Here is a 26,971-nt window from a genome sequence, read left to right as displayed (position 1 = left end):
ACGGTGAAATAACAATACACCAAAGACGACTGACAAACGTAACCAGGACCACCCAATCAAAAAAGGGTGGTCTTTTTTTTATATTTTTTTCTCACCGGAGGAGAATTAATGCGCTCAGATAAAATCAAAAAAGGTATTGAACACGCACCGCATCGCGCTCTGCTAAAAGCAACAGGAGTAACCGATGAGGATATGAAAAAACCGTTTATCGCTATCGTCAATTCCTATATCGATATCATTCCAGGTCATGTTCATCTGCAAAAATTTGGCAGCCGAATAAAAAATGCAGTTCGAGCAGCAGGTGGTGTTCCCTTTGAGTTCAACACAATCGGAGTTGATGACGGAATCGCCATGGGGCATAAAGGGATGAAATACTCTCTTCCATCCCGTGAATTAATTGCAGACTGTGTTGAAACCATGATTGAAGCCCATCAATTTGACGGAATGATATGTATCCCAAATTGCGACAAGATTGTACCGGGGATGATTATGGCTGCGATGCGATTGAACATTCCGACCATTTTTGTTTCCGGTGGTCCAATGAAAACCGGTAAAACTCCAGAGGGTGAAGCATTGGACTTGATTTCGGTTTTTGAAGGATTGGGCGCATATCAAAGCGGAAAGATCGATGCTGCCCGTTTGAAGACATTGGAAGACTATGCCTGTCCTTCTTGTGGATCCTGTTCGGGAATGTTTACAGCAAACTCGATGAATTGTCTGATGGAAGTGTTAGGCATAGCGCTTCCTTTCAACGGGACCGCCTTAGCGCTTTCGGATGAACGCAATACATTAGCAGATCGTGCAGCGTCCTTAATACTGCAATTGATCGAAAAAGATATCACACCGCGAAAAATCGTAACTCAGGATGCGCTGGATGATGCTTTCGCTCTGGATATGGCAATGGGAGGATCGACAAATACAGTCCTTCATACGCTGGCAATCGCCAATGAAGCAGAAATTGATTACCCGCTTCAACGAATTAACGACGTCGCCGACCGAGTACCCCACTTGTGCAAAATCAGTCCTTCTGGAAAATGGCATATGGACGATGTCCATCGCGCCGGCGGTGTCCCTGCAATTCTCAACGAAATTGATCGACATCATTGTGGGTTGCACCTTGATCGTCTGACTGTCAGCGGAACAACTTTAAGAGAATCCATTTCAAACGTTTCAATTCGAGATCAAGAAGTCATTCATACCTATGAACAAGCTTATTCACAAAAAGGTGGTCTCGCCATTCTTTTTGGGAATCTATGCCCTGACGGCGCTGTGATCAAGACTGCCGGTGTCAGTCCGGATATGATGAAGTTTATTGGTCCTGCCAGAATCTTTGAATCAGAAGAAGAAGCATCAAAAGGAATTATGCGTGGTGACGTGAAAAGTGGAGATGTAGTTGTGATCCGATACGAAGGTCCCAAAGGCGGCCCCGGCATGCAAGAAATGCTGAGCCCGACAAGTGCCATCATGGGGATGGGATTAGGCGACAAGGTCGCATTAATTACAGATGGACGATTCTCCGGCGGTACTCGTGGCGCTTGTATCGGCCATATTTCTCCGGAAGCAGCTGCTCGAGGACCTATTGCCGCCCTTGAACCAGGTGACATGATTGAAATCGATCTGGATCATCGTAGTCTGAACGTTCTGCTATCAAAAGAAACAATTCAGAATAGGTTGGACAGTCTGCCTGAATTCGAATCAAATGTTCAAAGCCGTTGGTTAAGACGTTATTCCAAAATGGTCACCAGCGCTGATTCTGGCGCAGTATTGCTATCGTAGTTCAATCGAAATAACAGGGAATGAAATTTGGAGGAAAAGATGAAATATTCAGGTGCACAAATCCTATGGGAGTGTCTGGAACGTGAAGGCGTTGAAGTAGTTTTTGGATATCCCGGCGGAGCTACGCTTCCGATTTACGATGCGCTGGATTCAAGCACCATTCACCATGTACTCGTTCGCCATGAACAAGGCGCCGTTCACATGGCTGACGGATATGCACGTGCTTCCGGCAGAGTTGGGGTTGCGTTGGCAACTTCAGGTCCTGGAGCGACCAATTTGATCACTGGAATCGTCACAGCATTGATGGATTCTTCACCGGTCGTCTGTATCACAGGACAGGTTGCCAGCCCGCTAATCGGTTATGATGCCTTTCAGGAAACTGACGTAACTGGAATCACACTTCCAATCACAAAACACAATTATCTGATCACTGATGTTCATGAAATTCCTTCCGTTGTCCATGAGGCTTTTTATATCGCCGGTTCCGGTCGCCCAGGTCCGGTTTTAATTGACATTACAAAAGATGCCCAGCAAGAGATCATTGAATGGGAATATGAAGAGATGACCGTACACTTGCCGGGTTATCGTCCGGATTTGAGTCCCAGCTCCAACGATCTTGCCTATGCAGTACAAATGATTCATGCTGCAAAGCAGCCAGTCATTTTGGTCGGTCAGGGTGTTCTGAACAGCGGTGCAATGGCTGAAGTATTTGAATTTGCAACGCAAACACAGTCGCCGGTAGCAAGTACACTCCTGGGACTGGGAAGTTTCCCGGCAGATCATCCACTGTATCTGGGAATGATGGGTATGCATGGAGAGGCATGGGTTAACCAGACTATTCAAAATTCCGATTTGCTGCTGGCATTCGGTATGAGATTTTCTGATCGTGTAACCGGAAAAATTAGTACATTTGCTCCAAAAGCAAAAAAGATACATATCGATATTGACCCTTCAGAAATTAATAAAAATGTGACGGTCGATCTTGGATTGGTCGGAGATCTAAAAGAAATTTTAGGAAGGCTGTTACCGCAAATTGAACCTGCCGAACATCCAGAATGGCTTTCGCAAATTGGATCCTGGAAACAAGAGGCTGCCATCCGTGATATCAAGAACATGCAGGATAACGGACATCTGCACGCCGCTCATGTCATTCATGATATCTGGCGCTGCACGAACGGGGAAGCGTTGGTTGTATCAGATGTCGGACAGAACCAGATGTGGACAGCGCAATATTATCGCCATAATCAACCCTACACAGCAATCACTTCTGGAGGATTAGGAACGATGGGATTTGGACTTCCCGCAGCAATTGGAGCGAAATTCGCCAGACCGGAAAAAGAAGTTTGGATCATAGCAGGAGATGGCGGATTTCAAATGACACAATCAGAGCTTTCCACCATCGTCCAGGAAGGTATCAAAATCAACATCGCCATCATTAATAACGGTTACCTCGGGATGGTACGGCAATGGCAGGAGTTTTTCTATGAGAACCGCTATACCTCTACACCCATTATTAGTCCCGATTTTGCCAAGATTGCTGAAGCACATGGCCTGACTGGTATTCGCGTTACAAAAAGAGAGGAAGTCGAAGCTGCAGTTCGAAAAGCGCAGAGCCTTCCGGAAACAGTCATCATCGATTTCCGTGTAGAAAAAGAAGATTGCGTCTATCCGATGGTTCCGAGCAATGCGGCCATTGATACGATGATACGACGTCCAGTATCACAAGCTGATCTTAAATAAAGAATATAAAAAGGAGGAAATATGCGCCACACATTCGTTGCATTAGTAGAAGATAAACCGGGAGTTCTGAACCGCGTTGTTTCAGTATTTCGCAGACGAACGTTCAATATTGAATCGCTCGCTGTTGGTCAGACCAATCAGCCTGGAATTTCAAGGATCACAATCGTTGTCGATAGCGATAAAACCGAAGTCAATCGGATCATTCCGTATATGTATAAATTGATCAATGTCATTCAGGTTGAGGACATCACTTACAAACCTCGTGTTACCAGAGATTTAGTGATGGTCAAGGTCAATACCACTTCAGAAAATCGATCAGAAATCATGAAACTGGCAGATGTTTTCCGCGCCCACATTGTGGATGTGGCAAATAATTCTTTAATTATCGAGATTACCGGTGATGAGGAAAAAGTGAACAGCTTCGTTGATGTATTGCGTCCTTATGGAATTATCGAAATGGTCAGAACCGGCATCGTAGCAATGGAAAGGGGAGCAGAAACGATATTCAATAATTATTTTGAATCCCAAGGTTTTCAAATGCCCGTTGAATTCAAATTTGCTTCATAAATTCGAATTCGTCCTTTTTACATTGCCTGGCACCAGAAAAAGCAACCTGTAGAAAGTATTTTAAAAAATTCGTCTGGGAACGAACTCGGAATAAAAATGTTTTGATCTGAATCGTCCCATCGTCTTTTTCGTTGTAAAAAAACAAATAACAGCAATTCGAAATATAAGGAGGATTCTGTGTTGTTATGATGCTTTGCTCAAAGCGCAAAAACATCCCAACAACTAATTTTTCCCGATTGATTCGAATAGCAAGTCAATATTTCGAATTACTGACAAATAAAACACAAGGAGAAATTATTATGGCAAGAATAAATTTTGGCGGAGTTGAAGAAGAAGTCGTTACCAGAGATGAGTTTACACTCGATCATGCAAGAGAAGTACTTAAAAATGAAGTAGTTGCGGTGCTTGGATATGGGGTTCAAGGACCAGCTCAGGCACTTAACATGAAAGAAAACGGTATCCACGTGATCGTCGGACAACGGGAAAACTCTCCATCCTGGGAGAAAGCATTGCGCGATGGATGGAAACCCGGAGAAACATTGTTTTCCCTTGAAGAAGCCGCGGAACGAGGAACGATTCTCCAGTTTCTGGTTTCTGATGCCGCTCAAAAAATTACCTGGCCGCAAATCAAAAAACACTTGAAACCTGGGAAAGCATTATATTTTTCTCATGGGTTTGCAGTAGTCTATTCAGATCAAACCGGAGTTGTCCCCCCCGATTTTGTAGATGTGATTCTAGTCGCGCCAAAAGGATCAGGTACCAGTGTTCGTAAAAATTTTCTGGACGGAAGCGGCATTAACAGCAGCTATGCGGTTTATCAGGACTATACCGGAAAAGCCGTTGAAAGGACTTTGGCACTTGGAATTGCAGTCGGTTCCGGATATCTTTTCCCGACAACTTTCAAGAATGAAGTTTTCAGCGATCTGACAGGTGAACGCGGAATTTTAATGGGAGCGCTTGCCGGCGTTATGGAAGCACAATATAAAACACTTCGATCACATGGTCATTCACCAAGCGAAGCTTTTAATGAAACGGTCGAAGAGTTAACCCAAAGCCTGATTCGACTGGTCAGTCAAAATGGTATGGATTGGATGTACGCAAATTGTTCAACTACTGCTCAACGGGGAGCCCTGGATTGGAGACACGAATTCAGAAAAGCAGTTGAACCGGTTTTCGAAAATCTGTATAACAGCGTGAGTTCGGGAGAAGAAACTCGAATCGTTCTCGAAGCCAACAGCGCACCGGATTATCAAAGTAAATTGAATGCAGAATTAACAGAAATGCGAAATTCTGAAATGTGGCAGGCTGGCGCAATGGTTCGCTCGTTAAGGCCTGAAAATTGGGGAAAATCAGGTCATGGATAACATCGTCCGAATATTTGATACAACACTCAGAGACGGAGAACAATCGCCCGGCGCAACCATGACCACTCCTGAAAAATTGGAAGTAGCAAGAATTCTTGCCAGAATGGGAGTCGACGTGTTAGAAGCCGGTTTTCCAGCTGCTTCTCCGGATGATTTGGAAGCCGTCCGTCGCATCGCACAGGAGATCGGCTCATCCTCTGCCGATAAAAATTGTCCGATCATCTGCGGGCTGGCAAGAGCCGTGCAGCGCGATATTGATAAAGCATGGGAGGCTGTTCAGGATGCCGCTCATCCAAGAATTCATACTTTCCTGGCTACTTCGGATATTCATATGAAATATAAATTAAAAATGGAACGTTCCGAAGTTTTAGGCAGAGTGGCTGATATGGTTTCCTATGCGCGCAGTCTTTGCTCAGATATCGAGTTCAGTCCGGAAGATGCCGGCCGAAGCGATCCGGAATTTCTTTATCAGGTGCTCGATGTTGCCATCCGCGCCGGTGCAACAACGCTGAATATTCCTGATACAGTCGGGTATACGCTGCCTGATGAATTTGGAGCACTGATCAAAGGGATCATTGAACACACACCTGGTATTGATCGATGTATCGTCTCGGTTCACTGTCATAACGATCTGGGTCTGGCAACTGCAAATACACTTGCCGGTATCCGAGCTGGTGCACGACAGGCTGAAGTAACCATTAACGGTATTGGTGAAAGAGCAGGTAATACCGCATTGGAAGAAGTAGTAATGGCGCTGCAGACAAGACGGCAGATCTTAGGCTTATCGACGCATATTGATACGACGCAGATTACAAGAGCAAGCAAACTGGTCAGCAACTATACTGGAATCTCCGTTCAGCCAAACAAAGCAATTGTCGGGGCAAATGCCTTTGCCCATGAATCGGGAATTCATCAGGATGGAATGCTGAAAAATGAACAGACATATGAAATTATGCGCCCTGAGACAGTCGGCGTATCCCAGACGAGTCTTGTCCTTGGCAAACATTCTGGCAGACATGCGCTCAAAGATCGAATGATTTCGTTAGGATATGCCTTGGATGAAGAAGCCATGAATAAGCTCTTTGAGCGATTCAAACTATTGGCAGATAAGAAAAAAAATGTCACGGATGCCGACCTGGAAGCGCTTGTTTCCGATGAAATCTACCAGCCGGCCATTGTATATACATTGGATGGGCTCCAGGTTGCGTGCGGCACGATGGGGCTGCCTACTGCTACAGTCCGGCTGATAGGGCCAAATGGGGAGAAATATGTCAAAGCAGCCATCGGCACAGGCCCTGTGGATGCCGCTTTCAAGGCAATTGATTGTATTATTCAAACCAACAGTATCCTGAGAGAATTTATCATTCACGCAATTACAGAAGGGATTGATGCTCAGGGAGAAGTCAGCGTACGAATTGAAAAAAGCGATCTTCCGATCAAATTAAATGCACAAACCGAATCTGTACCGCTTCGTTCTTTTGGCGGATATGGCGCTGACACGGATATTATTGTTGCCAGTGCGAAAGCGTATTTATCTGCCATTAATAAAATGCTGACAGCAAATGAGTCATCCTTCTCTCCAACTGCAAATCAGGAACAGGTTTTTTCCCAACCGATCCAATCCCAAAAGGATTTAACCGGAATAGCGAAATAAAAAAATGACAAACGACTCGAAAAAACAGACACTATTTGAAAAAATTTGGAATGACCATCTGGTCAACGCATCAGATGGCAGCAATCAATCACAGGTTCCAGATATTTTGTATATCGATCTGCATCTGATCCATGAAGTCACTTCACCACAGGCTTTCTCCGGTTTGCGCGATCGGGGATTGGTTGTACGAAGGCCAGATCGGACAGTCGCAACGGTAGATCACGCCATTCCCACCAGATCTTCAAAAAATGGCAGATTAGAATTTGCGGATGCCTTGTGTCGAAAACAAATTGCCCAATTAGAAGATAATGCGCGTCAATTTGGAATTAAAGCTTTTGGGCATGAAGACCATCAGAACGGAATTGTCCATGTGGTCGGTCCCGAACTTGGATTCACACATCCCGGGATGACCATCGTCTGCGGAGACAGCCATACATCCACACATGGTGCTTTCGGTGCTTTGGCATTTGGCATTGGCACAAGCGAAGTAGAACATGTCCTGGCAACTCAGTGTCTGCTTCAGTATAAACCGCGAACCTTTGAAGTCCGGATTGAAGGGAAACGAAATCCGGGAGTAACAGCAAAAGATATCATTCTTTCATTAATGAATCGGATCGGAGTCAATGGTGGAACCGGTTACGTTATTGAATACCGAGGATCGGTCATTCGCGATTTATCTATGGAAGAACGGATGACTATCTGCAATATGTCGATCGAAGCCGGAGCCCGCGCCGGAATGATTGCTCCTGACGAGACCACATTTTCATATCTTGCCGGCAAGCCATATACTCCAAAAGGAGAACAATGGGAAAAAGCTATGCAAAACTGGAGAAACCTTTCCAGCGATGATGGAGCTGTTTTTGACCGTTCCGTCACAGTAGATATTTCGGATTTGGAGCCCATGATTACTTTTGGAACGAACCCTGGAATGGGAATCCCTGTTACCGGAAGAATTCCTGATCCAGATGATTCTGTCGACATCAATCAAAAAAATGCACTGAAGAAATCGCTGGAATACATGGGATTGAATGCAGGAGAAAAAATCTCAGGACACCCGATCGATGCGGTGTTTATCGGAAGTTGTACCAATGGAAGAATTTCGGATTTAAGAGCAGCAGCAAGTATCCTTCGCAATCGAAAAATTGCCGATGGTGTTCGAGTCCTTGTCGTACCAGGCTCACAGCAAGTGAAACGGGAAGCTGAAGCAGAAGGTCTTGATCAGGTATTTATCAACGCCGGAGCTGAGTGGCGGGAACCTGGCTGCAGTATGTGTATTGCGATGAACGGTGATCAGATTGAGACTGGTCAATATGCAGTCAGTACCAGCAACCGAAATTTTGAAGGTCGACAGGGCAAAGGCGGACGAACCTTTTTAGCCAGCCCATTAACTGCTGCAGCATCAGCAATTGCCGGTTGTGTTACTGATGTTCGCATGTACATGGAAGCATAAAGGAGCACTGCGATGGAACCATTGATAAAAATCACCTCAAAGATTGCTGCTTTGCCCTTGGATAATATTGATACAGATCAGATCATTCCAGCTCGCTTTTTGAAAGTTACGGATAAAAAAGGGCTCGGGAATCATTTATTTGCAGATTGGCGTTATGACAAAGCAGGGAATCCGCAATCGGACTTTTTGCTGAACAAACCCGAAATCATCGGTCTCAAAATCCTATTTGCAGGTCAGAATTTTGGCTGCGGTTCGTCACGAGAACACGCGCCATGGGCATTAACCGATTTCGGTTTTCAAGTCATTATTGCTGAATCTTTTGGCGACATTTTTCGAAATAATGCTCTTAAAAACGGTTTGCTTCCTGTTCAGGTCGATCCGGAAGTTCACAACCGGATAAAAAATTGTTTAAATCAAAACCCATCCGCGGAATGGACGATCGATTTAGAGAAACAGGTATTGATCTTTCCGGATCAATCATCGATACAGTTCCATGTCGACTCATTTTCAAAATCCTGTCTGATTAATGGAGTGGATGAACTTGGTTATCTCTTAACGTTTTTAGACAAAATCATTGAGTATGAATCACAAAAACAAAAATAAATTCAGAGAAGAAATTACTCGGTGATTCATCAGAAAATGAAACTTATATTCATAAAAAAAAGGATTTACACATGATCCAAATCTACGATACAACATTACGAGACGGTACGCAACGGAAAGACATCTCGCTCTCCTGCAATGACAAAATCACAATTGCAAAGAAATTGGATGATTTGGGTGTTTCCTTTATTGAAGGCGGGTGGCCGGGATCCAACCCAAAAGATGTTGAATTCTTTCGACAAGCGAAAAACATCACCTGGAAAAATGCCAGTATTGCTGCTTTCGGTTCTACTTGTCGGGCATCCGGAAATCCGGAAGATGATGTGAATATTAAAGCACTGCTTGATTCGGAAACTCCTGTGTGCACTATCTTTGGCAAATCATGGAAACTGCATGTTTTGGAGGTTCTCAGAACAACACTTCCGGAGAATCTGCGGATCATTGAACAAAGTGTCTCCTGTCTGCGCTCAAAAAATCGTAGAGTTATTTATGATGCAGAACACTTTTTTGACGGATACAAAGATGATCCGCAGTATGCGCTGGAAACGCTAAAAGCAGCTGTCCGTGGAGGAGCTGAACGGGTAGTGCTATGCGACACTAACGGTGGGCTGCTTCCTTTTGAAGTCGGTAAAATAATCGAAGAAGTCAGCGCTGTTATTCAAATTCCGCTTGGAATCCACGCACATAACGATAGTGATTGTGCTGTTGCCAATTCATTAGCGGCCGTTCATGCCGGATGTTCGCAAGTACAAGGAACGATTAATGGTTATGGAGAACGATGCGGTAACGCCAACCTTTGTTCTGTCATCCCTGATTTGCAACTGAAAATGGGTTATTCGGTGCTTGATTCGGAAAAAATGAAGGAGTTAACCGAAATTTCTCACTTCGTTTCTGAGTTGGCAAACCTTGCGCCTGATGAACATCTACCCTACGTTGGCCATTCTGCTTTTGTTCATAAGGGAGGTGTCCATGTCGCTGCAATGCGCCGCAATCCGCAATCCTACCAACACATCGATCCAGTTTTAGTCGGAAACCAGATGTCCGTCGTTTTATCAGAATTATCCGGAAAAGGCAATATTCTCAGCAAGGCGGAAGAATATGGATTGGACATCAGCCAAAGTGATGAGGTATCCAATGCACTCAACCACATTAAAAAATTGGAATCACAGGGATTCTCCTTTGAAGCGGCAGAGGCTTCCGCTCTGTTATTGGTAAAACGACAGAAAAAGGATTACAAACCGCCTTTTGAATTGCTTGATTTTTCAGTCAATGTCCAGCGGCGGCAACTGCGCGGAGTCATTGCGGAAGCGATGGTAAAAGTAAAAATTGACGAGGAAGTGCTTTACACAGCAGGAGAAGGGGATGGACCGGTTCACGCGTTAGATATTGCCCTCCGAAAAGCGCTGATTTCACATTTTCCGATCATCAGCCAATTTCACCTTACAGATTATAAAGTTCGAATTTTGGATGGAAATTTGGGAACACAGGCTGTAACACGGGTTTTAATCGACACGCAAAATGGTTCACACCATTGGAGTACCGTGGGTGCAAGCGCCAATATCATTGAAGCAAGCTGGCTTGCTCTGGCCGACGCTATTGAATATGGTCTCGGCCTGGTCGCATCATCATAAAAATGCCGGTTTTTCGTTTCGGTTTTCTTTGTGATTTCATAATTCAAAACAGATAACAGCAATTCGAAAAATGAGAAGGTTTATTTGTTGTCGTGTTGTTTTTATCGCGGAGCGCAAGAACAACACGACAGCAAGTTTTCTCTTTTTTCTCAAAAAGCTTTATCAAATTATGCATTGATGAACAAATAAAGGATTACGAATGGATTTTCAAATTACATTACTTCCCGGGGATGGAATCGGACCAGAAGTCATCGAAAAGGCAGTCCAAATTCTTCAAATAATTGAAAAGTTTACTGATAACAGATTCCATTTTTCAAAAGAACTGATCGGAGGTTGTTCGATTGATGCAAACGGCACTGCTCTGACCGAAGAGGTGCTGAATGCATGTCGGCAATCCGATGCGGTTTTACTGGGTGCCGTTGGCGGGCCTAAATGGGACAATCCGGATTCAAACATCCGTCCGGAACAGGGACTGCTGGCTTTACGCAAAGGCCTCAAGGTCTATGCGAATCTTAGACCGGTCAAAGTTCATCCTGCCCTCATGGCTGCCTCACCATTGAAAGAAGAAAAATTGTCTGGTGTCGATATGCTGGTCGTTCGTGAATTGACAGGCGGGCTTTATTTTGGGGAACCCAAAGGCCGCTCGATCATCAATGGTCAGGAACACGCTGTCGATACGTTGATCTATTCGGAAGAGGAAATTCGCCGGATTGTAAAAATGTCATTCGAGCTTGCCCGAAATCGCAGGAAAAAAGTCACGTCGGTTGATAAAGCAAATGTTCTTGAATCGTCCCGTTTGTGGCGAAAAGTGGCTATGGAAGTATCGCGTGATTTTCCGGATGTTATTCTGGAGCACATGTTGGTTGACACGGCATCCATGCGATTGGTTACATCGCCATCCTCTTTTGATGTAATCGTCACAGAAAATATGTTTGGAGATATTTTGACAGACGAAGCATCGGTGCTGACCGGATCAATGGGCATGCTCCCATCAGCTTCTTTAGGGAACGGAAAGCCAGGGCTTTATGAGCCGATTCATGGATCAGCACCGGATATTGCGGGGAAAGGAATAGCCAATCCGATCGGTATGATTCTGAGCGCAGCCTTGATGTTAAGATTTTCATTGCAAATGGAAAAAGAAGCTTTAATGATTGAACAGGCAGTAAACCGGACAATTGCCGACGGCTGCCGAACAGCGGACATGGGCGGTTCACTCTCCACTGAGATGATGACAGAAGAGATCATTAGACGAATACACGAATAACCAGTAATTCGAAATATGAAAAAAATCATTATTGTTCCTATGGTTTTAGGCTTTATGCAAAATCATAGGAACAATAATTTTTCTTTCTCTATTCAAAAAATAAATTTATATTTCGAATTGTTAGCTGATTTGTATTTCGTTTTTTTCCTAGAATGATCAGAAACAAAAATCTGATTGTTCCAATTTTGAGTTGAATCTTTGTTTACGCTATTGTAATTCTGGGGAAAATCCTTCCTGCAGGATTTGTTGCCAAAAAAATATCACGAAAACCCGAATCTACAAGTCTTTGTCCCCAAGCTACCACTCAATGTGGTTTCGCTATTTCGTTTTCATCCAATGTGAGGTTCTCCATAGCAAAATTCAAACATTGAACGACTAAATTATTCATAGAAATTGCATTTTTCTTAGAGATTTTTTCCAATTTGCTGCATAAATGATCTGGAAATCGAAATGTCTTAACAACAGTAAGTGATCCTTTTTGGATTCGTAAATTGCTCATTTTTCCCTTAGCACATTCTTTTTTGAATTTTTATTACTGATACAGTTCTTTAATCGCCTTACAATATCATTCTAAATGATTCCTGAAAAGTATTTATCAATTCCTTACAAAAACAATTCAATGAATTTCAAACTTGATCCATCTGGCTGGCAGGGAATAAGTTAGCCTGTTGCGATAAAAGATTACAGGCGTTCGACAACAGGTTTGCAAATTTATCCGCATTTTCATCGGTCATTGTCAGAACAGATCCCGAAAGGCTGAGTGCTCCAACTGCCTGTCCTTTTGTATTTCGAATTGCAACGCCAACACACCGGACTCCTATTGTCTCTTCTTCAAAATCTCTGGCATAACCGCGCTGGCGCGTGATTTCAAGTTCTTCGAAAAGTCGGTCAGGATCTGTAATGGTGTTGGGAGTGACGGCACGAAGTCCGTGTTTATCAATTACATTTTGGACGAATTCATGACTAAGATAGGTAAGCATGGCTTTTCCACAGCCTGTACAATGCATTGGCAGCATTTTCCCTCGAACAGAATATGAAACCTTCGGCCTGCTCGGATAAGCACATTGTAAATAAAAAACTCGACCGTTGATATGCGTCGTCAAATAAATAATCTCACCAGTTTTTTCCTGCACTTCCTCCATAATTGGAATTGCATATGGTAATATGGACAAACTGGTTGTTGCCCGATACCCAAGCTCCATATTCTTATATCCCAACTGGTAATCATTGCCGCTTTTCATCCGTAGCAGAAAACCTTGCGATTCAAGTGTTTGAATCAGATTCAATGCGGTACTCTTTGGAATGTCCAGATTTTTGCTGATTTGAGAGAGACTCAGATTGGGATGATCCGGAGTAAAACAATCCAATATTTGTATTGCTTTTAGAACCGATCCAACTGCATTCTCATTTTTTTCTGTACGTTTTTGATTCATAGATTTGCCTCATTATAAATGAATTCTTGAAATTTGAGGTTCTGGATTTTTTTTATTCGATCAATGGATTTCATCTTATCATATTCAGCATTGTTGAACAAGATTCAGAATTTATCGAAGTGACACCAATCATAATTGAACATTATTTTTTCCCATTATAGTATCAATATCATGTTTTATCAGTGTCAATTGTAATAATTGACGGAATTTTTAATTCGCAGTAATATAAAACTCGAATTCACAAATAACGAACTATATTCAGTATTACTGAACAAGTTGCGCTATTATCCAAAACAAATTTTAGAGGATAGCATGAAAAAATTATTTGGTGTTATTACAGCAATGACCACTCCTTTTGATGAAAATGACCAGGTTGACATTGAAGCGCTGGAACAACAAACAGAATTTTTGATAAAAAAAGGTGTGAATTGTCTGTATCCCTGCGGAACCACCGGTGAAATGTATTTGATGTCAGTTGAAGAACGTGAAAAAACAGCAGAAACCGTTGTCAGGAAAGCAGCAGGAAGAGTGACCGTCTTTATCCATTGCGGTGCAATGAATTTGACGGATACAATCCGGCTCTGTCAGCATGCGCATTCGATTGGAGCCGATGGCGTCGGTGTTGTAACACCATCTTATTTTGGAGCAAATGACCGAGCAATTCTTCAGTATTATGTGGATATTTGTGCAGCTCTTCCAAATGATTTTCCGGTCTATGTATATGTAATCCCACAATGTTCAACTAATGATGTCTCTGTGGATTTGATGAATAAAATTGCGGAAGCATGCCCGCAAGTAATCGGTGTGAAGTACAGTTATCGGGATGTTCGTAGAATTATTCAGTATCTGACTGTCAGAAACGGTAATTTTTCTGTAGTTGTCGGCGCTGATGATTTATTCTTCCCTTGCTTGATGATGGGTGCGGATGGAACCGTTTCAGGATGTTCTGGCCCGATGCCGGAAGCTTTTGTGAACGTTTACCGATACTTTACGGAAGGAAAATATGATGAAGCGCGAAAAGAGCAATTTATCGCTTCCAAACATTGTGAATTCCTTCAATATGGCGGAGACATGTCGATTTTCAAGAATCTGCTCACGATGCGCGGTATTCGCGGAGGTCATATGCGAAAACCTTTGCTGGATCTTGAGTCCAGTCAATTACCTGCTCTAAAAACCAAGCTTGAAGCATTTCTAAAAGAAGAAAACGTGTTTTGATCATCGAAAATCGTATGAACCATATGTAAATAAATTATCAAGGAAAGAAAGGATGGTCATATGGAAAAACAAATAACAAGATTCACGTCCTGGCTAAAAAAGCAAAATGCAGCGTTTTTTTTCAGTATTCTGTTTATTCTGTTTTCCCTGTATTTTTTGATCACATCATTTGACTACCCATACCATACGAAATTTGGAATTGGACCGGGGTTCTTTCCCAGATGGGTATCAATCTTAGCTGTTATTACAGGTATCCTGTACCTGATTTCATCGGTTACAAGAGAAAAGTTCAGCTTTGAAGACGCCTTCCCCGGAGCTAAGGGAATCGGAAATGTACTCCTCGTGGTTGCGTCGATTGTGCTATTTATTGTGATTGCTCCTTATACAGGTTTTGTTATTGCCGGAAGTTTGATGCTTTTTAGTATCTTTATCAAACAATACACGTTGTCCAAATCCATAATTTATGCCATTCTGATAACCGTAATCTGTTTTCTTATCTTTAAGAAAGCATTTTCCGTTCCTTTGCCAGTAAATGCATGGGGATTTTAAAGGAGACAGAAAATGATTGAATCGCTTGGAAGTCTAATGCAAGGTTTGGCAGTTGCAATTTCGCCGATGAATATTCTCTATTGTTTCATTGGTTGCGCCGTTGGGATGCTCGTAGGTGTCCTTCCTGGAATCGGTCCAACAGAAGCCACCGCATTACTGATTCCGCTCACATACGGCATGTCCCCGGTATCAGCCATTATTATGCTTTGCGGTATTTATTATGGTGGCATGTATGGTGGAACGATCACATCGGTCTTAATAAACACACCGGGAGAAGCCGCTTCCGTTGTCACCTGCCTGGACGGTTACCCGCTTGCAAAACAGGGGAGAGCCGGCGTCGCATTGAAAGTCGCTGCTTATGGATCTTTTGTCGGCGGTATCCTTTCAATATTTGGATTGGTTCTGCTGGCTCCGCCGCTCGCTGACTGGGCGCTGAAATTCGGACCATCCGAAATGTTCGCGCTGCTTGTCTTCGGTATGTGTATGGTTGTCGGTTTGATGGGAAAATCGATGATCCGCGGGCTGGTTTCAATCTTTATCGGACTATTGCTTGCATTAGTGGGGATGGATACAGTATCCGGAGCTGTCCGGTTTACCCTGGGATCGAATCAGTTAGTTGGTGGTTTAAGCATCGTGACGATCTGTATGGGATTGTTTGGTCTGTCAGAGATTCTGGTAGGGATGGAAAATCTTTCCCAGACAAATAAAGTATCCAGCGTCGCCTCCTCGAAATTACGAAAAGAGGAATGGGGACCAACAGTCGGATCCATCATTCGCGGCAGTTTTTTGGGATTCTTTATGGGATTAATCCCCGGAACCAGTTCAGCTATACCGGCATTAATTTCCTATTCAATGGAAAAAAGGTTGTCAAAGCATCCAGAAAAATTTGGTACTGGCATTCCAGAAGGCGTAGCTGGGCCTGAAACTGCCAATAATTCTTATGTCGGCGGCGCGATGATCCCGCTCTTCACGCTGGGCATTCCTTGTTCTCCGACAATCGCAATACTGATGGGCGCTTTTATGCTGCATGGACTCACACCTGGACCAACCCTTTTTATTGAAAATCCGATTGTTGTGTGGGGCACAATCGCCAGTATGTTTGTCGGAAATATCATTCTGCTCATTATGAATGTCCCATTAGCCAATGTTTGGGCAAAAGTAGCTCAAATTCCAAACAAAATGCTCTATCCGGTTGTTCTGATCGTTGCAATTCTTGGTGCTTATACCGTTAGCAACAGTATGTTCGAAGTCGGTATTATGCTGGTCTGTGGTGTAATCGGTTATCTTCTCAAAAAATTGGATATTCCGATGGCTCCTATCGCACTGGTCTTTGTACTAAGTGAAATGATGGAACGGTCAATTTTGCAATCAATCAAGATTAATAAGGGACTTTCAGGTTTATATAACAGTCCAATTTGTATGACACTTCTGATCATCAGCGTCATCATCCTGATTGTCAGCTTATTTGCAGAATATTCAAATAAGAAGTCCAGATTCTTAACTTCGGATGATGAGTAAATTAAAAGTTACAGGCAACTGAGCCTGTTGCTAAGCAAAATCTTTTTTATGGAGAGGATTTTATGAAAAACAGTAAGTTATTTGTTCTCTTTTTAGTTGTTGTTTTCGGTACGCTTGTGCTTTCTGGTTTCAGCAGTGTATTTGCTGCAGATTACCCGGATCATGAGATAACGATCGTTGTCCCCTACAACGCAGGAGGGGCTTCCGATATGACTTCCAGAATTGTCGCAACCGGAATGCAGGAAGCACTTGGACAAACAATCCTTGTTGTAAACAAACCCGGTGGTTCAGGTGGTGTTGGAATGTCAGAGGTTCGTGCTGCAAAACCCGATGGCTATACAATCAGCTATATCCCGGTTGAAATTGTCATGCATGAAACATTAAAACTTTCTGATCTGAAATCCGACGATTTTGATTATATTGGACAACTCACACTCGTTCCTTCCGCATTAACCGTTGCTGCGGATGCACCGTATAATACCGTCAAAGAATTCGTTGATTACGCATTAGCACATCCAGGTGAAGTTACGATTGGTAATTCCGGCGCAGGTTCTATCTGGCATATTGCTGCCACATATCTGGAACAGGTTTCCGGAGCAAAATTTAACCACATTCCGTTCGATGGCGCTGCGCCGGCTGTTACCGCTCTGATGGGTGGACATATTAATGCCGTGACTGTAAATGCCGGTGAAGTTCTTTCAGGTGTCGAAGCCGGAAAACTGAAGATTCTGGCAATCATGACAGAAGAACGCGATCCGAATATGCCGGATGTCCCCACCATGAAAGAAAGTGGTTTCGATGTCGTCATTGGCGGTTGGGGTGGATTAGGTGTACCGAAAGGAACTCCTGCGGATGTTATGGAAAAGTTAAGTGCCGCTGTTGAAAAAGCAACAGATTCTCAGGAATTTAAAGATTTCATCAGCCAGCGTGGAATGGTTGTCTGTTATAAGAACAGCGCCGATTTTACAAAATTCGTTGCAGATCAAACCGTGTTTTTCACAGATTTGCTCTCCAAGATGGAATTAGGCGGATAATCATCCATTGCCCATGGGAAATTGAATTATGAAAAAAAGAGACTGCATCGATTACGATGCAGTCTCTTTTTTTTTTCATCCACATTAGAAATAATCGGAAAGAAAATTGATACGCACAACCGGCAAATTCTTCGAATCGCTGAAAGCCTCATCGGTCTATTAATTTCTCCAAATATGTTCCAACTCGTCTTGCAGCTGGACAAACACGTCGATAATAGCCGGATCAAAATGTGTCCCTCGCTCACGAAGGATGATTTTACAAGCTTCCTCATGAGGAATTGGGTCTTTATACACGCGTTTTGAACGAACAGCGTCATAAACATCTACAATTGCCATGATCCGTGCACAAAGTGGAATCATTTCTCCGATTAATCCGTCAGGATATCCCGAACCATTCCATTTTTCATGATGCCATCGTGCAATTTGAATACCCATGTTAAGAAAATCATTATTGGGAAAACGGTTTTGAACTTCCTCCAATGTAGAAGCGCCAATAATTGTATGCAGCTTCATTTTTTCGAATTCTTCCGCTGTCAGTTCCCCGGGTTTTAATAAAATGCAATCTTCAATTGCGACTTTGCCAATATCATGCAACGGACTGGCATGAAAAATCATATCGCAGAATTGATCGTCAATTTGATCTGCAAATCGTGGATTTTTTCTAAGCTCTTCCGAAAATCTTCTGCATAAGATTTGTATACGCTCCAGATGCCGACCTGTGTCGCTGTCACGCGCTTCAGCTAATTTTGCCAAGCCAAAAATCATACCCATTTGCAGTTCTACAATTTCTTTTACCTGCCGCTCCACTTGATCTTCTAAACTGAGCTGCAATTTGTGCAAATGCAGATGCGTCTCTACACGCGCTTTCACCTCTTCGAATTGAAACGGTTTACTGATATAGTCCACGCCTCCTGCTTCAAATGCTTTTACTTTTTCAATCGTTTGTGTCAACGCACTGATAAAAAGAACTGGGATATCTCTTAAAATTGGATCCTTTTTCATTTGTCGGCAGACTTCGAACCCATCCATTTCAGGCATTGTAATATCCAGTAAAATCAAATCGGGCTTTTCTCCTCTCGCTGCCTGCAAAGCTAAACGGCCATTTGGAACCGGTCGTGCAATATATCCGCAATCCTTCAGCATCCTTGCCAAAAGCGTGAGATTTTCGACAGTATCATCAACGATTAGAATGTTCGAATCATGATTTACGAGAGAAGCGTTAATCTTCATGGGTGATACCCTCTTTAAATACTCTTAATATGTCTTCATATCGATATTCACTTGCCATATTTCGCAACATTTGGCTGACATTCGGCGAATATAAATTGATTTGATCGATGTATTCGATTAACTGGTCAAAATGGGCTTTCGATGTCGCTGAAATCAGATTGTTAATTAATTCTTTCGGAATGACATCCAAAGCGATTTGTGACAAGTTGTTATAGTCCAATAAGTACTGTGTTTTCTGTTCATGATCATTTTCTTCGTCAGAGAAAATTTGCCCCAAGGTTTTTTCCAGCATGGAGAACAATTCTTGTTCCTGAAATGGTTTACTAAGAACATCAAGAATTCCCGCTTCGCTGATTTCACGTCTGTCCAAATCGAGGATTGTTGCCGTCATAGCAATAATTGGGATGCCTTTACCCTCTTTTAACGCTAAAATACGTCTGGACGTTTCGAAACCATCGATACCAGGCATCTTTAAATCCATAAATATCAAATCCGGTCTTTGATTTTTTACGGCTTGAATTGCTTCTCGCCCGTTCTCAGCACAATTCGTCACAAATCCTGATAATTCTAAAAACTCCTTTAGGACAAGACGATTTTCTTTATTATCGTCAACTATAAGAATTCGATTCGTTTGGATTCCCGGTTTAAGCTTTAAGATTCGATTTCCATCAGTTGTATTATTGGGCTTTTTGATCCTTTCCTTTTCACTTTCCTGAACGATTAATCTGACATGAAAACAACTCCCCACATTTTGTGTACTGGTGACAGTAATATCACCACCCATCATTCTTGCGTAATTGATACTGATTGCCAATCCCAGACCTGTCCCGCCTGAAGTTAGCTTGCCTTGACTGGTTTGTTCAAATGGTTTAAACAATAAAGGTATTTCTTCAGGCGGTATTCCAATGCCCGTATCTTCCACATCGATATATAGTATAAGACTATGCGAATTCTTTCCAATTTGATTTTTCTCCGTTCGACATCGAAGAATCACTCCGCCGAGAGATGTAAATTTATACGCATTGGATAACAGGTTGATTAAGATTTCTGTAATTTTTTTTTCGTCAGAATAGATCATTTCTGCTGTTCCAGGGTAAATCATCACCTCAAGAGACAGGTTCTTAGAATCCATCTTCTGTTGAAACATATTTTGTATATTCTGAAGGAGTGAAACCAAATTAAAATGTACAGGGTGTATGTCTAAATGTCCGGCTTCAATTTTTGACATTTCCAACACCTCATTAATGAGGGATAACAAATGCTCGCCGGAACGATTGATAATTTCCAAATATGAGCGACTTTTTTCATCTAATTGCTGATTTTTCTGCAAAATCTGGCTAAAACCTAAGATAGCGTTCATAGGAGTCCGGATCTCATGGCTCATGTTTGCCAGAAATATGCTTTTTGCTCTGTTTGCAGCTTCAGCAGCCTCTTTGGCTGCGCTGAGTTCTTCTTCTAACTTTTTCTGTTGAGTAATATCCTGTAAAACTCCTGTGAGAAAAATTCGATTTCCATCAGAGTCACATAAAATATTTCCAATTTCGTGAATCCAAATTTTCTTCCCATCCAGGGGCCGTCTATAAATATACTCAATATCATAACTGTCTCGTAGACCTGCGATGGTTTCCTCGACAACTTTCATCGCTTCTAAACCCATCTTCATATCGCCCAATTTTACATTCGCCAGCCATTGATTTTCCTGGTTATAGCAGTGATCCTCCCGAAATTCCTCCCCAAGAATCTCAATTACTGGATCCGATGCAAAATATGTATCGCTCCGATCCAGTGGAATGTACCAATATCCTGATTTTGATAATCGAGAAGCAATTTCGTAAAAATGATTCATTTTACGAAGTTCTTCTTCTACCGCTTTTTTTTCAGTATTATCGTAGATCGTAGATCGACTGTGAATATATTCTCCTTGGCTGTTATAAATCGCTTTGCTATTAAGCAAAATTGGGAAAGAGCTGCCATCTTTTCGATACAATTCATATTCATGGTTCCGTGCTATTCCGGTTTCCTTGAATTCTTTAAATAATGATTCAAACTTTTTTTTACCAGCGGAATCCAGTAAATCACTGAATTTCATCTTTCCGATGACTTCATCGCGTGTGTAACCAATCCATTTCAAACCAGTCTCATTGATCATCCTGAAATATCCATCAGGATCGATCGATTGATATCCTATTGGCGCATTTTCATAGAATTCAATAAATTCATCTAATTGTTCAGTTGCCCGCTGATCCAAATTTCGTTGAAATTTATTGCTTTTTCCTTCAATCTTCTGTAATTTTTCTTCTGTTTCTACCTGAGCTGTGCAGTCAAAAAGGGAGAATATACCACTGGATTCTGATCGATTTGGAATCACCCAACCATGAAAACTAATCTTTTTTTCTTTCTGTATATATCGATCATCAAAAGATTGGAATAAATTCTGTTTCAATGCAATCTGCACTGATGAAATACAATGTTCGGAAAATTCTTTGGGGAAAACATCAAAAATTTGTTTACCAATTGGAATTTCAGCTTCCGTTAAAAGAAATTTTAGTATCTTGTCTGAGCATACCAGAATTATTCCTTTTTCAGACAACTCAAAAGCCAAATCAGATATGATATTTAATACAGGATAGAGTTGGTTTGGCATAGTAGAGAAATCCTTATCGATGGTAATCTTCTGGTTCACATAATACATCAATTCCATATTTACAGTAAACGTCTTTTAAATATAGAATTCTTTATTAATTTATAAAGAGAGGACTTCATCTTTGACCGATTTTTATCCAGCGATTCATAAAATGAACTTTCGTTTCGAATAGAGAAAGAAAATACGTTATCGTAGCGTTATTACGCTTCGATTAAAAACGCCACAATAACAATTTATTCTTTTCCAATTTTCAAATCGTTGGTTTTTGTCAATCATGATCAAATTTATATTCTATGACGTTATTAAATAGTATACCAATTGAAATTTGATTAATTTTATCGGATATTCCTTTTTTTTGATATCGACATTTTCTCGCATAGCATTCAAATATGGCGATAATTCGTTGTTGTTGCGGTTTGAAATATGAGGATAAATATCACGAGCTGTGCTTGTCAGAATCGACGTACTTTAATGAATACACAATTAGTCCTCTCGATTCATTTAGGAAATAAATCCATACTGCAAATTGCTTAAATAAATTGTCCATCAGTAATTCGAAATATGGTAAAACTTTTTTTAAAAGAGAAAAATAAATTAATCTTATGGTACTGTGCAAAAAGCAAAATCATATGATGAAAAAGAATCGCTGTTCATAATTCGAAGAACTGATCGTTCATTGCTATCGGAGTCAGGTTCTGGTATATTATTAATCTGGCTTAAATCTTTTGCTTAACGATAATCAATAAAAAGAGTTTTAGCATGTGTAAACAGTAATTCGAAATATGAACAAAACTTTTCGAACTGAGAAAGGAAATCGATTGTTGTAATGGTTTTGCGCAAAACATAAAAACCTCACACCAAAAATTTATTTTTTTCGAATTGCTGGATCAATTTTTTCTGTTTCCTAAATAATGACTTAAAGGCTGGAATTGTTCTTAAGAGTTCTATAGAGACTGACTTAATCGCATCGGATGATAAGGAGAAAAATGGACACACATGCTACAAAGACTCAAGAAGAACTGATTGAAAAAATTCAAACACTGCAAATACTGTTGGAAGAAATGAAAGAAGAAAAGAACCGTCAAGAGTTATTGGATTTTCCTTGGGCAGGAAATCTTGGCAGTTGGTATTGGTACATAAAAACCAATCAGGTTATTTGTAACGATCAAAAAATATTCGCTTTAGGATTCCAGAAAGAAGAAATTCCAGAACAAATTGGATTTGAATTTTTTACCAATAAAATTCACCCGGATGATTTCGATCGTGTGATGAATAACATGAGAAATCATCTATATGGAAAGTCACCTGTATATGATACGTCATACAGGATCAGGACCACTGACGGACAATGGAAGTGGTTTTACGACAAGGGAAAAATTACCAGGAGAGATGAAGATGGGAAACCCATACTTTTAACTGGAATTGTATTTGATATTTCAGAACAGAAAGCTATGGAAGAATTATTGGAGACACAGAACCAGCAATTAATAGAATTAAGCAACACGGATTATCTGACAAAAATCCTAAATCGAAAAGCATTAATGGAAAAATTGGATTATGAAATTCGGAGAATTAATCGGACAGAAACAAATCTCTGCTTTTTTATGATTGATGTGGACCATTTTAAGAAAGTGAATGACACCTATGGACATCTTACTGGAGATAAAGTCCTGATTCAAATGACACAAATTATACAAAAGATAATTCGAAACACAGATTTCTTCGGCAGGTTCGGAGGCGAGGAATTTATCGTAGTATTTCCAGACTGTGATCTTACTGGTGGATTAGAAGTAGCAGAAAGGATTCGCACTACCATCCAGAATTCAGTTTTCGAAGCTGGCATCCGGATAACAATCAGCGGAGGACTGGTTGCGTATCAGGGTGAAACAATTGATCAAATGATGGAAGTTGCTGACAGACTCCTGTATAAAGCAAAAGAAAGCGGCAGAAATCAAATCAGAACGCTATAATTTTTTCCTTTTCGCTAATAATTCAACAATTGAGGAAAAATAGGCAGTTATGGATTTTTATACTCAACTTCCATAACTGCCGATGATTTTTAATTATTTAATAATTTTGTTGCTGTACCCGAAACTTAATTTGCACCTATTCGGCAAATCGGGCACGAACTTTAGATAGGGGTTGTTCCATATTATGCAAGTTGTGGAATAGCCCCATTTTTTCTTCCAAAATTAATGAAAATATTGAACTTGCACAGGATTAAAATCCAATCTAAAAATTGCGACAAAAAATCTCTTAGCCTTTTAGCTAAGTTCAGAACTACAAAATACAGAGCAATCATGACCTTGCATGTATGTTCAGTCTTTCCTTTGATACAATCCATTCCATAGAACCGTTTCCCTTCACCAAATTTGCCTTCAACAGCATTCCGTTTTCTGGAATCCATTTGGGCAATTTTTCTTTCCGCTTTCTCCTGATTGACCTGTTTTCTGCCAAGTTTTGGCCCACTCAGTCGTATTCCTAATTCAGCACATTTTCGCCGGTTTTCTTTTGTTCGATAGATTTGATCTGCCAGAACAGCTTCCGGATAATGCCCCGTGCGAAGTTTATACGCTTCTATCTGTGACCAAAGGTCTTCACTTTCATTGTAGGAATCGAATTGGACGCGATCCAAATATGAATACCCATCAATTACGCTGATCGATATCTTTGCTCCGAATTCTGTTTTATTTTTTGCTTTTCCCCGGACAATCGGACGAATGTATGGCTGTGAAATGCTGACAATCCGGTTTTCGACATTATGCTTTTTTGCGCGATACATTTCCTCCTGTTGTTGATATACCAGACGAGTTGTCTCCAATTCCCTTTTTTGTTTCTCACTCAATAATTCAATTAAACCCGGCTCTTTTTCCAGCATCTGATCGATAGTTTTGAAATTCCTCCTGACATAGCCGATTTGTGCTTTTATTGCATTTCGGATCGCTCTTTGACTTGGATTCCGGTTCTTTGCAAACATCAAATACTTTTTTCGGGCAGTTTTTCGATAAGTCCTTGGTTTCTTTTTCCGTTCGCTGCTTCCAGCATACATGATGTCGATGATTTTTTCCTGCTTTTCCCTTCCTTCATTCAATAGATCGGTATCTTTCGGATATCGTATATCGGAGGGTACGCAAGTTGCATCAATTATCAGTTCGCCCTTGTTGTCACCTTTTCTCTCATCATCGCTCTTTTTTCCAGCCGTATTTGAATTTTCTCCGGGACGTCCGATTTCCTCAATCAGTCCCATAATCATCCCCAGATCGATCCTGTCTCGCCATTTGCTCAACATACTGTAACTGAATGGCAGCTCAAATTCAAACCTTTCCAACCCGATAAAGTATTGTAAGTACGGACTTTCCACAATTGCTTCTATCGTTTTCCGATCTGACAAATCCATCATTCGCTGGATTATCAACGTCCCCAATCCCATTCTTACCGGATGCGCTGTGTGCCGGGATTTCTCAGAAAATTGTTTGGCATATTCTTTTTCAAAACTATCCCATGGGATGATTTCTGCTAATCTTACCCATCGGTTTTCCGGATTTAAATTCCGATCGAATTGATACCACTGAGCGGTTTTACACAAATCTTGCTGTTGATTCTTTCGCAGATACATCGGCTTTTCTTTCTGATTGATGCAAGGTTTTTTGGTTCTTTTTGCTTTTTTCCGTGCACTAATTGTATCAGAAAGATCCTTTTTTATCCAATTTTACTCGTAGTTTTATGCCATCCTTAACAAATATTTCCTTTAGGAACAACCCCNNTAGGGGTTGTTCCATATTATGCAAGTTGTGGAATAGCCGCTTTTTTTACAAAATTAATGAAAATATTGAACTTGCACAGGATTAAAATCCAATCTAAAAATTGCGACAAAAAATCTCTTAGCCTTTTAGCTAAGTTCAGAACTACAAAATACAGAGCAATCATGACCTTGCATGTATGTTCAGTCTTTCCTTTGATACAATCCATTCCATAGAACCGTTTCCCTTCACCAAATTTGCCTTCAACAGCATTCCGTTTTCTGGAATCCATTTGGGCAATTTTTCTTTCCGCTTTCTCCTGATTGACCTGTTTTCTGCCAAGTTTTGGCCCACTCAGTCGTATTCCTAATTCAGCACATTTTCGCCGGTTTTCTTTTGTTCGATAGATTTGATCTGCCAGAACAGCTTCCGGATAATGCCCCGTGCGAAGTTTATACGCTTCTATCTGTGACCAAAGGTCTTCACTTTCATTGTAGGAATCGAATTGGACGCGATCCAAATATGAATACCCATCAATTACGCTGATCGATATCTTTGCTCCGAATTCTGTTTTATTTTTTGCTTTTCCCCGGACAATCGGACGAATGTATGGCTGTGAAATGCTGACAATCCGGTTTTCGACATTATGCTTTTTTGCGCGATACATTTCCTCCTGTTGTTGATATACCAGACGAGTTGTCTCCAATTCCCTTTTTTGTTTCTCACTCAATAATTCAATTAAACCCGGCTCTTTTTCCAGCATCTGATCGATAGTTTTGAAATTCCTCCTGACATAGCCGATTTGTGCTTTTATTGCATTTCGGATCGCTCTTTGACTTGGATTCCGGTTCTTTGCAAACATCAAATACTTTTTTCGGGCAGTTTTTCGATAAGTCCTTGGTTTCTTTTTCCGTTCGCTGCTTCCAGCATACATGATGTCGATGATTTTTTCCTGCTTTTCCCTTCCTTCATTCAATAGATCGGTATCTTTCGGATATCGTATATCGGAGGGTACGCAAGTTGCATCAATTATCAGTTCGCCCTTGTTGTCACCTTTTCTCTCATCATCGCTCTTTTTTCCAGCCGTATTTGAATTTTCTCCGGGACGTCCGATTTCCTCAATCAGTCCCATAATCATCCCCAGATCGATCCTGTCTCGCCATTTGCTCAACATACTGTAACTGAATGGCAGCTCAAATTCAAACCTTTCCAACCCGATAAAGTATTGTAAGTACGGACTTTCCACAATTGCTTCTATCGTTTTCCGATCTGACAAATCCATCATTCGCTGGATTATCAACGTCCCCAATCCCATTCTTACCGGATGCGCTGTGTGCCGGGATTTCTCAGAAAATTGTTTGGCATATTCTTTTTCAAAACTATCCCATGGGATGATTTCTGCTAATCTTACCCATCGGTTTTCCGGATTTAAATTCCGATCGAATTGATACCACTGAGCGGTTTTACACAAATCTTGCTGTTGATTCTTTCGCAGATACATCGGCTTTTCTTTCTGATTGATGCAAGGTTTTTTGGTTCTTTTTGCTTTTTTCCGTGCA

19 protein-coding genes are annotated in these 26,971 nt (G+C 41.4%); 14 read left to right on the top strand and 5 right to left on the bottom strand.

The features are described from left to right. The first annotated feature begins 108 nt into the window (after positions 1 to 108). From ilvD to leuB, 9 genes are all read left to right on the top strand, one after another. On the top strand, positions 109 to 1,776 hold the full coding sequence (gene ilvD, locus ATC1_RS10590; protein WP_062281640.1) for a dihydroxy-acid dehydratase: 1,668 nt from the start codon (positions 109 to 111) through the stop codon (positions 1,774 to 1,776). Between the two features lie 39 nt (positions 1,777 to 1,815). Further along, positions 1,816 to 3,516: a biosynthetic-type acetolactate synthase large subunit gene (gene ilvB, locus ATC1_RS10585; protein WP_062281637.1), complete on the top strand. Its 1,701-nt coding sequence runs from the start codon at positions 1,816 to 1,818 to the stop codon at positions 3,514 to 3,516. 21 nt (positions 3,517 to 3,537) lie between these two features. After that, positions 3,538 to 4,083: an acetolactate synthase small subunit gene (gene ilvN, locus ATC1_RS10580; RefSeq protein WP_062281634.1), complete on the top strand. Its 546-nt coding sequence runs from the start codon at positions 3,538 to 3,540 to the stop codon at positions 4,081 to 4,083. Between the two features lie 299 nt (positions 4,084 to 4,382). Next, positions 4,383 to 5,447: a ketol-acid reductoisomerase gene (gene ilvC, locus ATC1_RS10570; RefSeq protein WP_062281628.1), complete on the top strand. Its 1,065-nt coding sequence runs from the start codon at positions 4,383 to 4,385 to the stop codon at positions 5,445 to 5,447. Beyond that, positions 5,440 to 7,101, top strand: coding sequence for a 2-isopropylmalate synthase (locus ATC1_RS10565; RefSeq protein ID WP_062281625.1), 1,662 nt, complete (start codon positions 5,440 to 5,442; stop codon positions 7,099 to 7,101). The genes ilvC and ATC1_RS10565 overlap by 8 nt, the downstream gene beginning before the upstream one ends. A gap of 4 nt (positions 7,102 to 7,105) precedes the next feature. Continuing rightward, the gene (gene leuC / locus ATC1_RS10560; RefSeq protein ID WP_062281622.1) at positions 7,106 to 8,551 is read left to right on the top strand and encodes a 3-isopropylmalate dehydratase large subunit; all 1,446 of its coding nucleotides are present in this window, start codon (positions 7,106 to 7,108) and stop codon (positions 8,549 to 8,551) included. A 12-nt stretch (positions 8,552 to 8,563) separates the two neighbouring features. Next, entirely contained in the window at positions 8,564 to 9,154 is a 591-nt protein-coding gene (leuD, locus tag ATC1_RS10555; protein WP_062281619.1) for a 3-isopropylmalate dehydratase small subunit, read from the top strand. A gap of 71 nt (positions 9,155 to 9,225) precedes the next feature. Further along, positions 9,226 to 10,785: a citramalate synthase gene (gene cimA, locus ATC1_RS10550; protein ID WP_062281616.1), complete on the top strand. Its 1,560-nt coding sequence runs from the start codon at positions 9,226 to 9,228 to the stop codon at positions 10,783 to 10,785. Positions 10,786 to 10,984: 199 nt separating this feature from the next. Then, a complete protein-coding gene (leuB, locus tag ATC1_RS10545) occupies positions 10,985 to 12,049 on the top strand; it encodes a 3-isopropylmalate dehydrogenase (RefSeq protein WP_062281613.1) in 1,065 nt (354 codons plus the stop codon). A 626-nt stretch (positions 12,050 to 12,675) separates the two neighbouring features. On the opposite strand, the gene ATC1_RS10535 is transcribed toward leuB, so the two are convergent. Beyond that, complete coding sequence (locus tag ATC1_RS10535; RefSeq protein ID WP_062281607.1) at positions 12,676 to 13,482, bottom strand: IclR family transcriptional regulator; 807 nt, start codon at positions 13,480 to 13,482, stop codon at positions 12,676 to 12,678. A gap of 312 nt (positions 13,483 to 13,794) precedes the next feature. Here ATC1_RS10535 and ATC1_RS10530 point away from each other — a divergent pair, with 312 nt between their 5' ends. From ATC1_RS10530 to ATC1_RS10515, 4 genes are all read left to right on the top strand, one after another. Beyond that, positions 13,795 to 14,697: a dihydrodipicolinate synthase family protein gene (locus tag ATC1_RS10530; protein ID WP_062281604.1), complete on the top strand. Its 903-nt coding sequence runs from the start codon at positions 13,795 to 13,797 to the stop codon at positions 14,695 to 14,697. A 60-nt stretch (positions 14,698 to 14,757) separates the two neighbouring features. Further along, positions 14,758 to 15,246, top strand: coding sequence for a tripartite tricarboxylate transporter TctB family protein (locus ATC1_RS10525; RefSeq protein ID WP_062281601.1), 489 nt, complete (start codon positions 14,758 to 14,760; stop codon positions 15,244 to 15,246). Between the two features lie 12 nt (positions 15,247 to 15,258). Then, positions 15,259 to 16,764, top strand: coding sequence for a tripartite tricarboxylate transporter permease (locus ATC1_RS10520; protein WP_062281598.1), 1,506 nt, complete (start codon positions 15,259 to 15,261; stop codon positions 16,762 to 16,764). A gap of 62 nt (positions 16,765 to 16,826) precedes the next feature. Continuing rightward, a complete protein-coding gene (locus ATC1_RS10515; RefSeq protein ID WP_062281594.1) occupies positions 16,827 to 17,798 on the top strand; it encodes a tripartite tricarboxylate transporter substrate binding protein in 972 nt (323 codons plus the stop codon). 159 nt (positions 17,799 to 17,957) lie between these two features. On the opposite strand, the gene ATC1_RS10510 is transcribed toward ATC1_RS10515, so the two are convergent. After that, positions 17,958 to 19,028: a response regulator gene (locus ATC1_RS10510; RefSeq protein ID WP_062281590.1), complete on the bottom strand. Its 1,071-nt coding sequence runs from the start codon at positions 19,026 to 19,028 to the stop codon at positions 17,958 to 17,960. Then, positions 19,018 to 21,672: a PAS domain-containing hybrid sensor histidine kinase/response regulator gene (locus tag ATC1_RS10505; protein ID WP_062281586.1), complete on the bottom strand. Its 2,655-nt coding sequence runs from the start codon at positions 21,670 to 21,672 to the stop codon at positions 19,018 to 19,020. Before ATC1_RS10505 ends, ATC1_RS10510 begins: the two co-directional genes overlap by 11 nt. Before the next feature lie 986 nt (positions 21,673 to 22,658). On the opposite strand from ATC1_RS10505, the gene ATC1_RS10500 reads away from it, so the two are divergent. After that, the gene (locus ATC1_RS10500) at positions 22,659 to 23,642 is read left to right on the top strand and encodes a GGDEF domain-containing protein (protein WP_062281581.1); all 984 of its coding nucleotides are present in this window, start codon (positions 22,659 to 22,661) and stop codon (positions 23,640 to 23,642) included. A gap of 182 nt (positions 23,643 to 23,824) precedes the next feature. On the opposite strand, the gene ATC1_RS10495 is transcribed toward ATC1_RS10500, so the two are convergent. Beyond that, entirely contained in the window at positions 23,825 to 25,288 is a 1,464-nt protein-coding gene (locus ATC1_RS10495) for an IS5 family transposase (RefSeq protein WP_062277905.1), read from the bottom strand. 164 nt (positions 25,289 to 25,452) lie between these two features. Beyond that, positions 25,453 to 26,913 carry an IS5 family transposase gene (locus ATC1_RS10490; RefSeq protein WP_062281576.1) on the bottom strand — a complete coding sequence of 487 codons (1,461 nt, stop codon included), beginning with the start codon at positions 26,911 to 26,913 and terminating at the stop codon, positions 25,453 to 25,455. Positions 26,914 to 26,971: the final 58 nt, after the last annotated feature.

This window comes from Flexilinea flocculi (genome assembly GCF_001192795.1).
Classification (GTDB): domain Bacteria; phylum Chloroflexota; class Anaerolineae; order Anaerolineales; family Anaerolineaceae; genus Flexilinea; species Flexilinea flocculi.
Note: the sequence above shows the minus strand (reverse complement) of the source record. Positions and strands in the feature narration are given on the sequence as shown.

Coding starts and splice junctions, on each gene's coding strand:
- ilvD (WP_062281640.1), top strand. CDS start 109: ATGCGCTCAGATAAAATCAAAAAAGGTATTGAACACGCACCGCATCGC.
- ilvB (WP_062281637.1), top strand. CDS start 1,816: ATGAAATATTCAGGTGCACAAATCCTATGGGAGTGTCTGGAACGTGAA.
- ilvN (WP_062281634.1), top strand. CDS start 3,538: ATGCGCCACACATTCGTTGCATTAGTAGAAGATAAACCGGGAGTTCTG.
- ilvC (WP_062281628.1), top strand. CDS start 4,383: ATGGCAAGAATAAATTTTGGCGGAGTTGAAGAAGAAGTCGTTACCAGA.
- ATC1_RS10565 (WP_062281625.1), top strand. CDS start 5,440: ATGGATAACATCGTCCGAATATTTGATACAACACTCAGAGACGGAGAA.
- leuC (WP_062281622.1), top strand. CDS start 7,106: ATGACAAACGACTCGAAAAAACAGACACTATTTGAAAAAATTTGGAAT.
- leuD (WP_062281619.1), top strand. CDS start 8,564: ATGGAACCATTGATAAAAATCACCTCAAAGATTGCTGCTTTGCCCTTG.
- cimA (WP_062281616.1), top strand. CDS start 9,226: ATGATCCAAATCTACGATACAACATTACGAGACGGTACGCAACGGAAA.
- leuB (WP_062281613.1), top strand. CDS start 10,985: ATGGATTTTCAAATTACATTACTTCCCGGGGATGGAATCGGACCAGAA.
- ATC1_RS10535 (WP_062281607.1), bottom strand. CDS start 13,482: ATGAATCAAAAACGTACAGAAAAAAATGAGAATGCAGTTGGATCGGTT.
- ATC1_RS10530 (WP_062281604.1), top strand. CDS start 13,795: ATGAAAAAATTATTTGGTGTTATTACAGCAATGACCACTCCTTTTGAT.
- ATC1_RS10525 (WP_062281601.1), top strand. CDS start 14,758: ATGGAAAAACAAATAACAAGATTCACGTCCTGGCTAAAAAAGCAAAAT.
- ATC1_RS10520 (WP_062281598.1), top strand. CDS start 15,259: ATGATTGAATCGCTTGGAAGTCTAATGCAAGGTTTGGCAGTTGCAATT.
- ATC1_RS10515 (WP_062281594.1), top strand. CDS start 16,827: ATGAAAAACAGTAAGTTATTTGTTCTCTTTTTAGTTGTTGTTTTCGGT.
- ATC1_RS10510 (WP_062281590.1), bottom strand. CDS start 19,028: ATGAAGATTAACGCTTCTCTCGTAAATCATGATTCGAACATTCTAATC.
- ATC1_RS10505 (WP_062281586.1), bottom strand. CDS start 21,672: ATGCCAAACCAACTCTATCCTGTATTAAATATCATATCTGATTTGGCT.
- ATC1_RS10500 (WP_062281581.1), top strand. CDS start 22,659: ATGGACACACATGCTACAAAGACTCAAGAAGAACTGATTGAAAAAATT.
- ATC1_RS10495 (WP_062277905.1), bottom strand. CDS start 25,288: ATGTATCTGCGAAAGAATCAACAGCAAGATTTGTGTAAAACCGCTCAG.
- ATC1_RS10490 (WP_062281576.1), bottom strand. CDS start 26,913: ATGTATCTGCGAAAGAATCAACAGCAAGATTTGTGTAAAACCGCTCAG.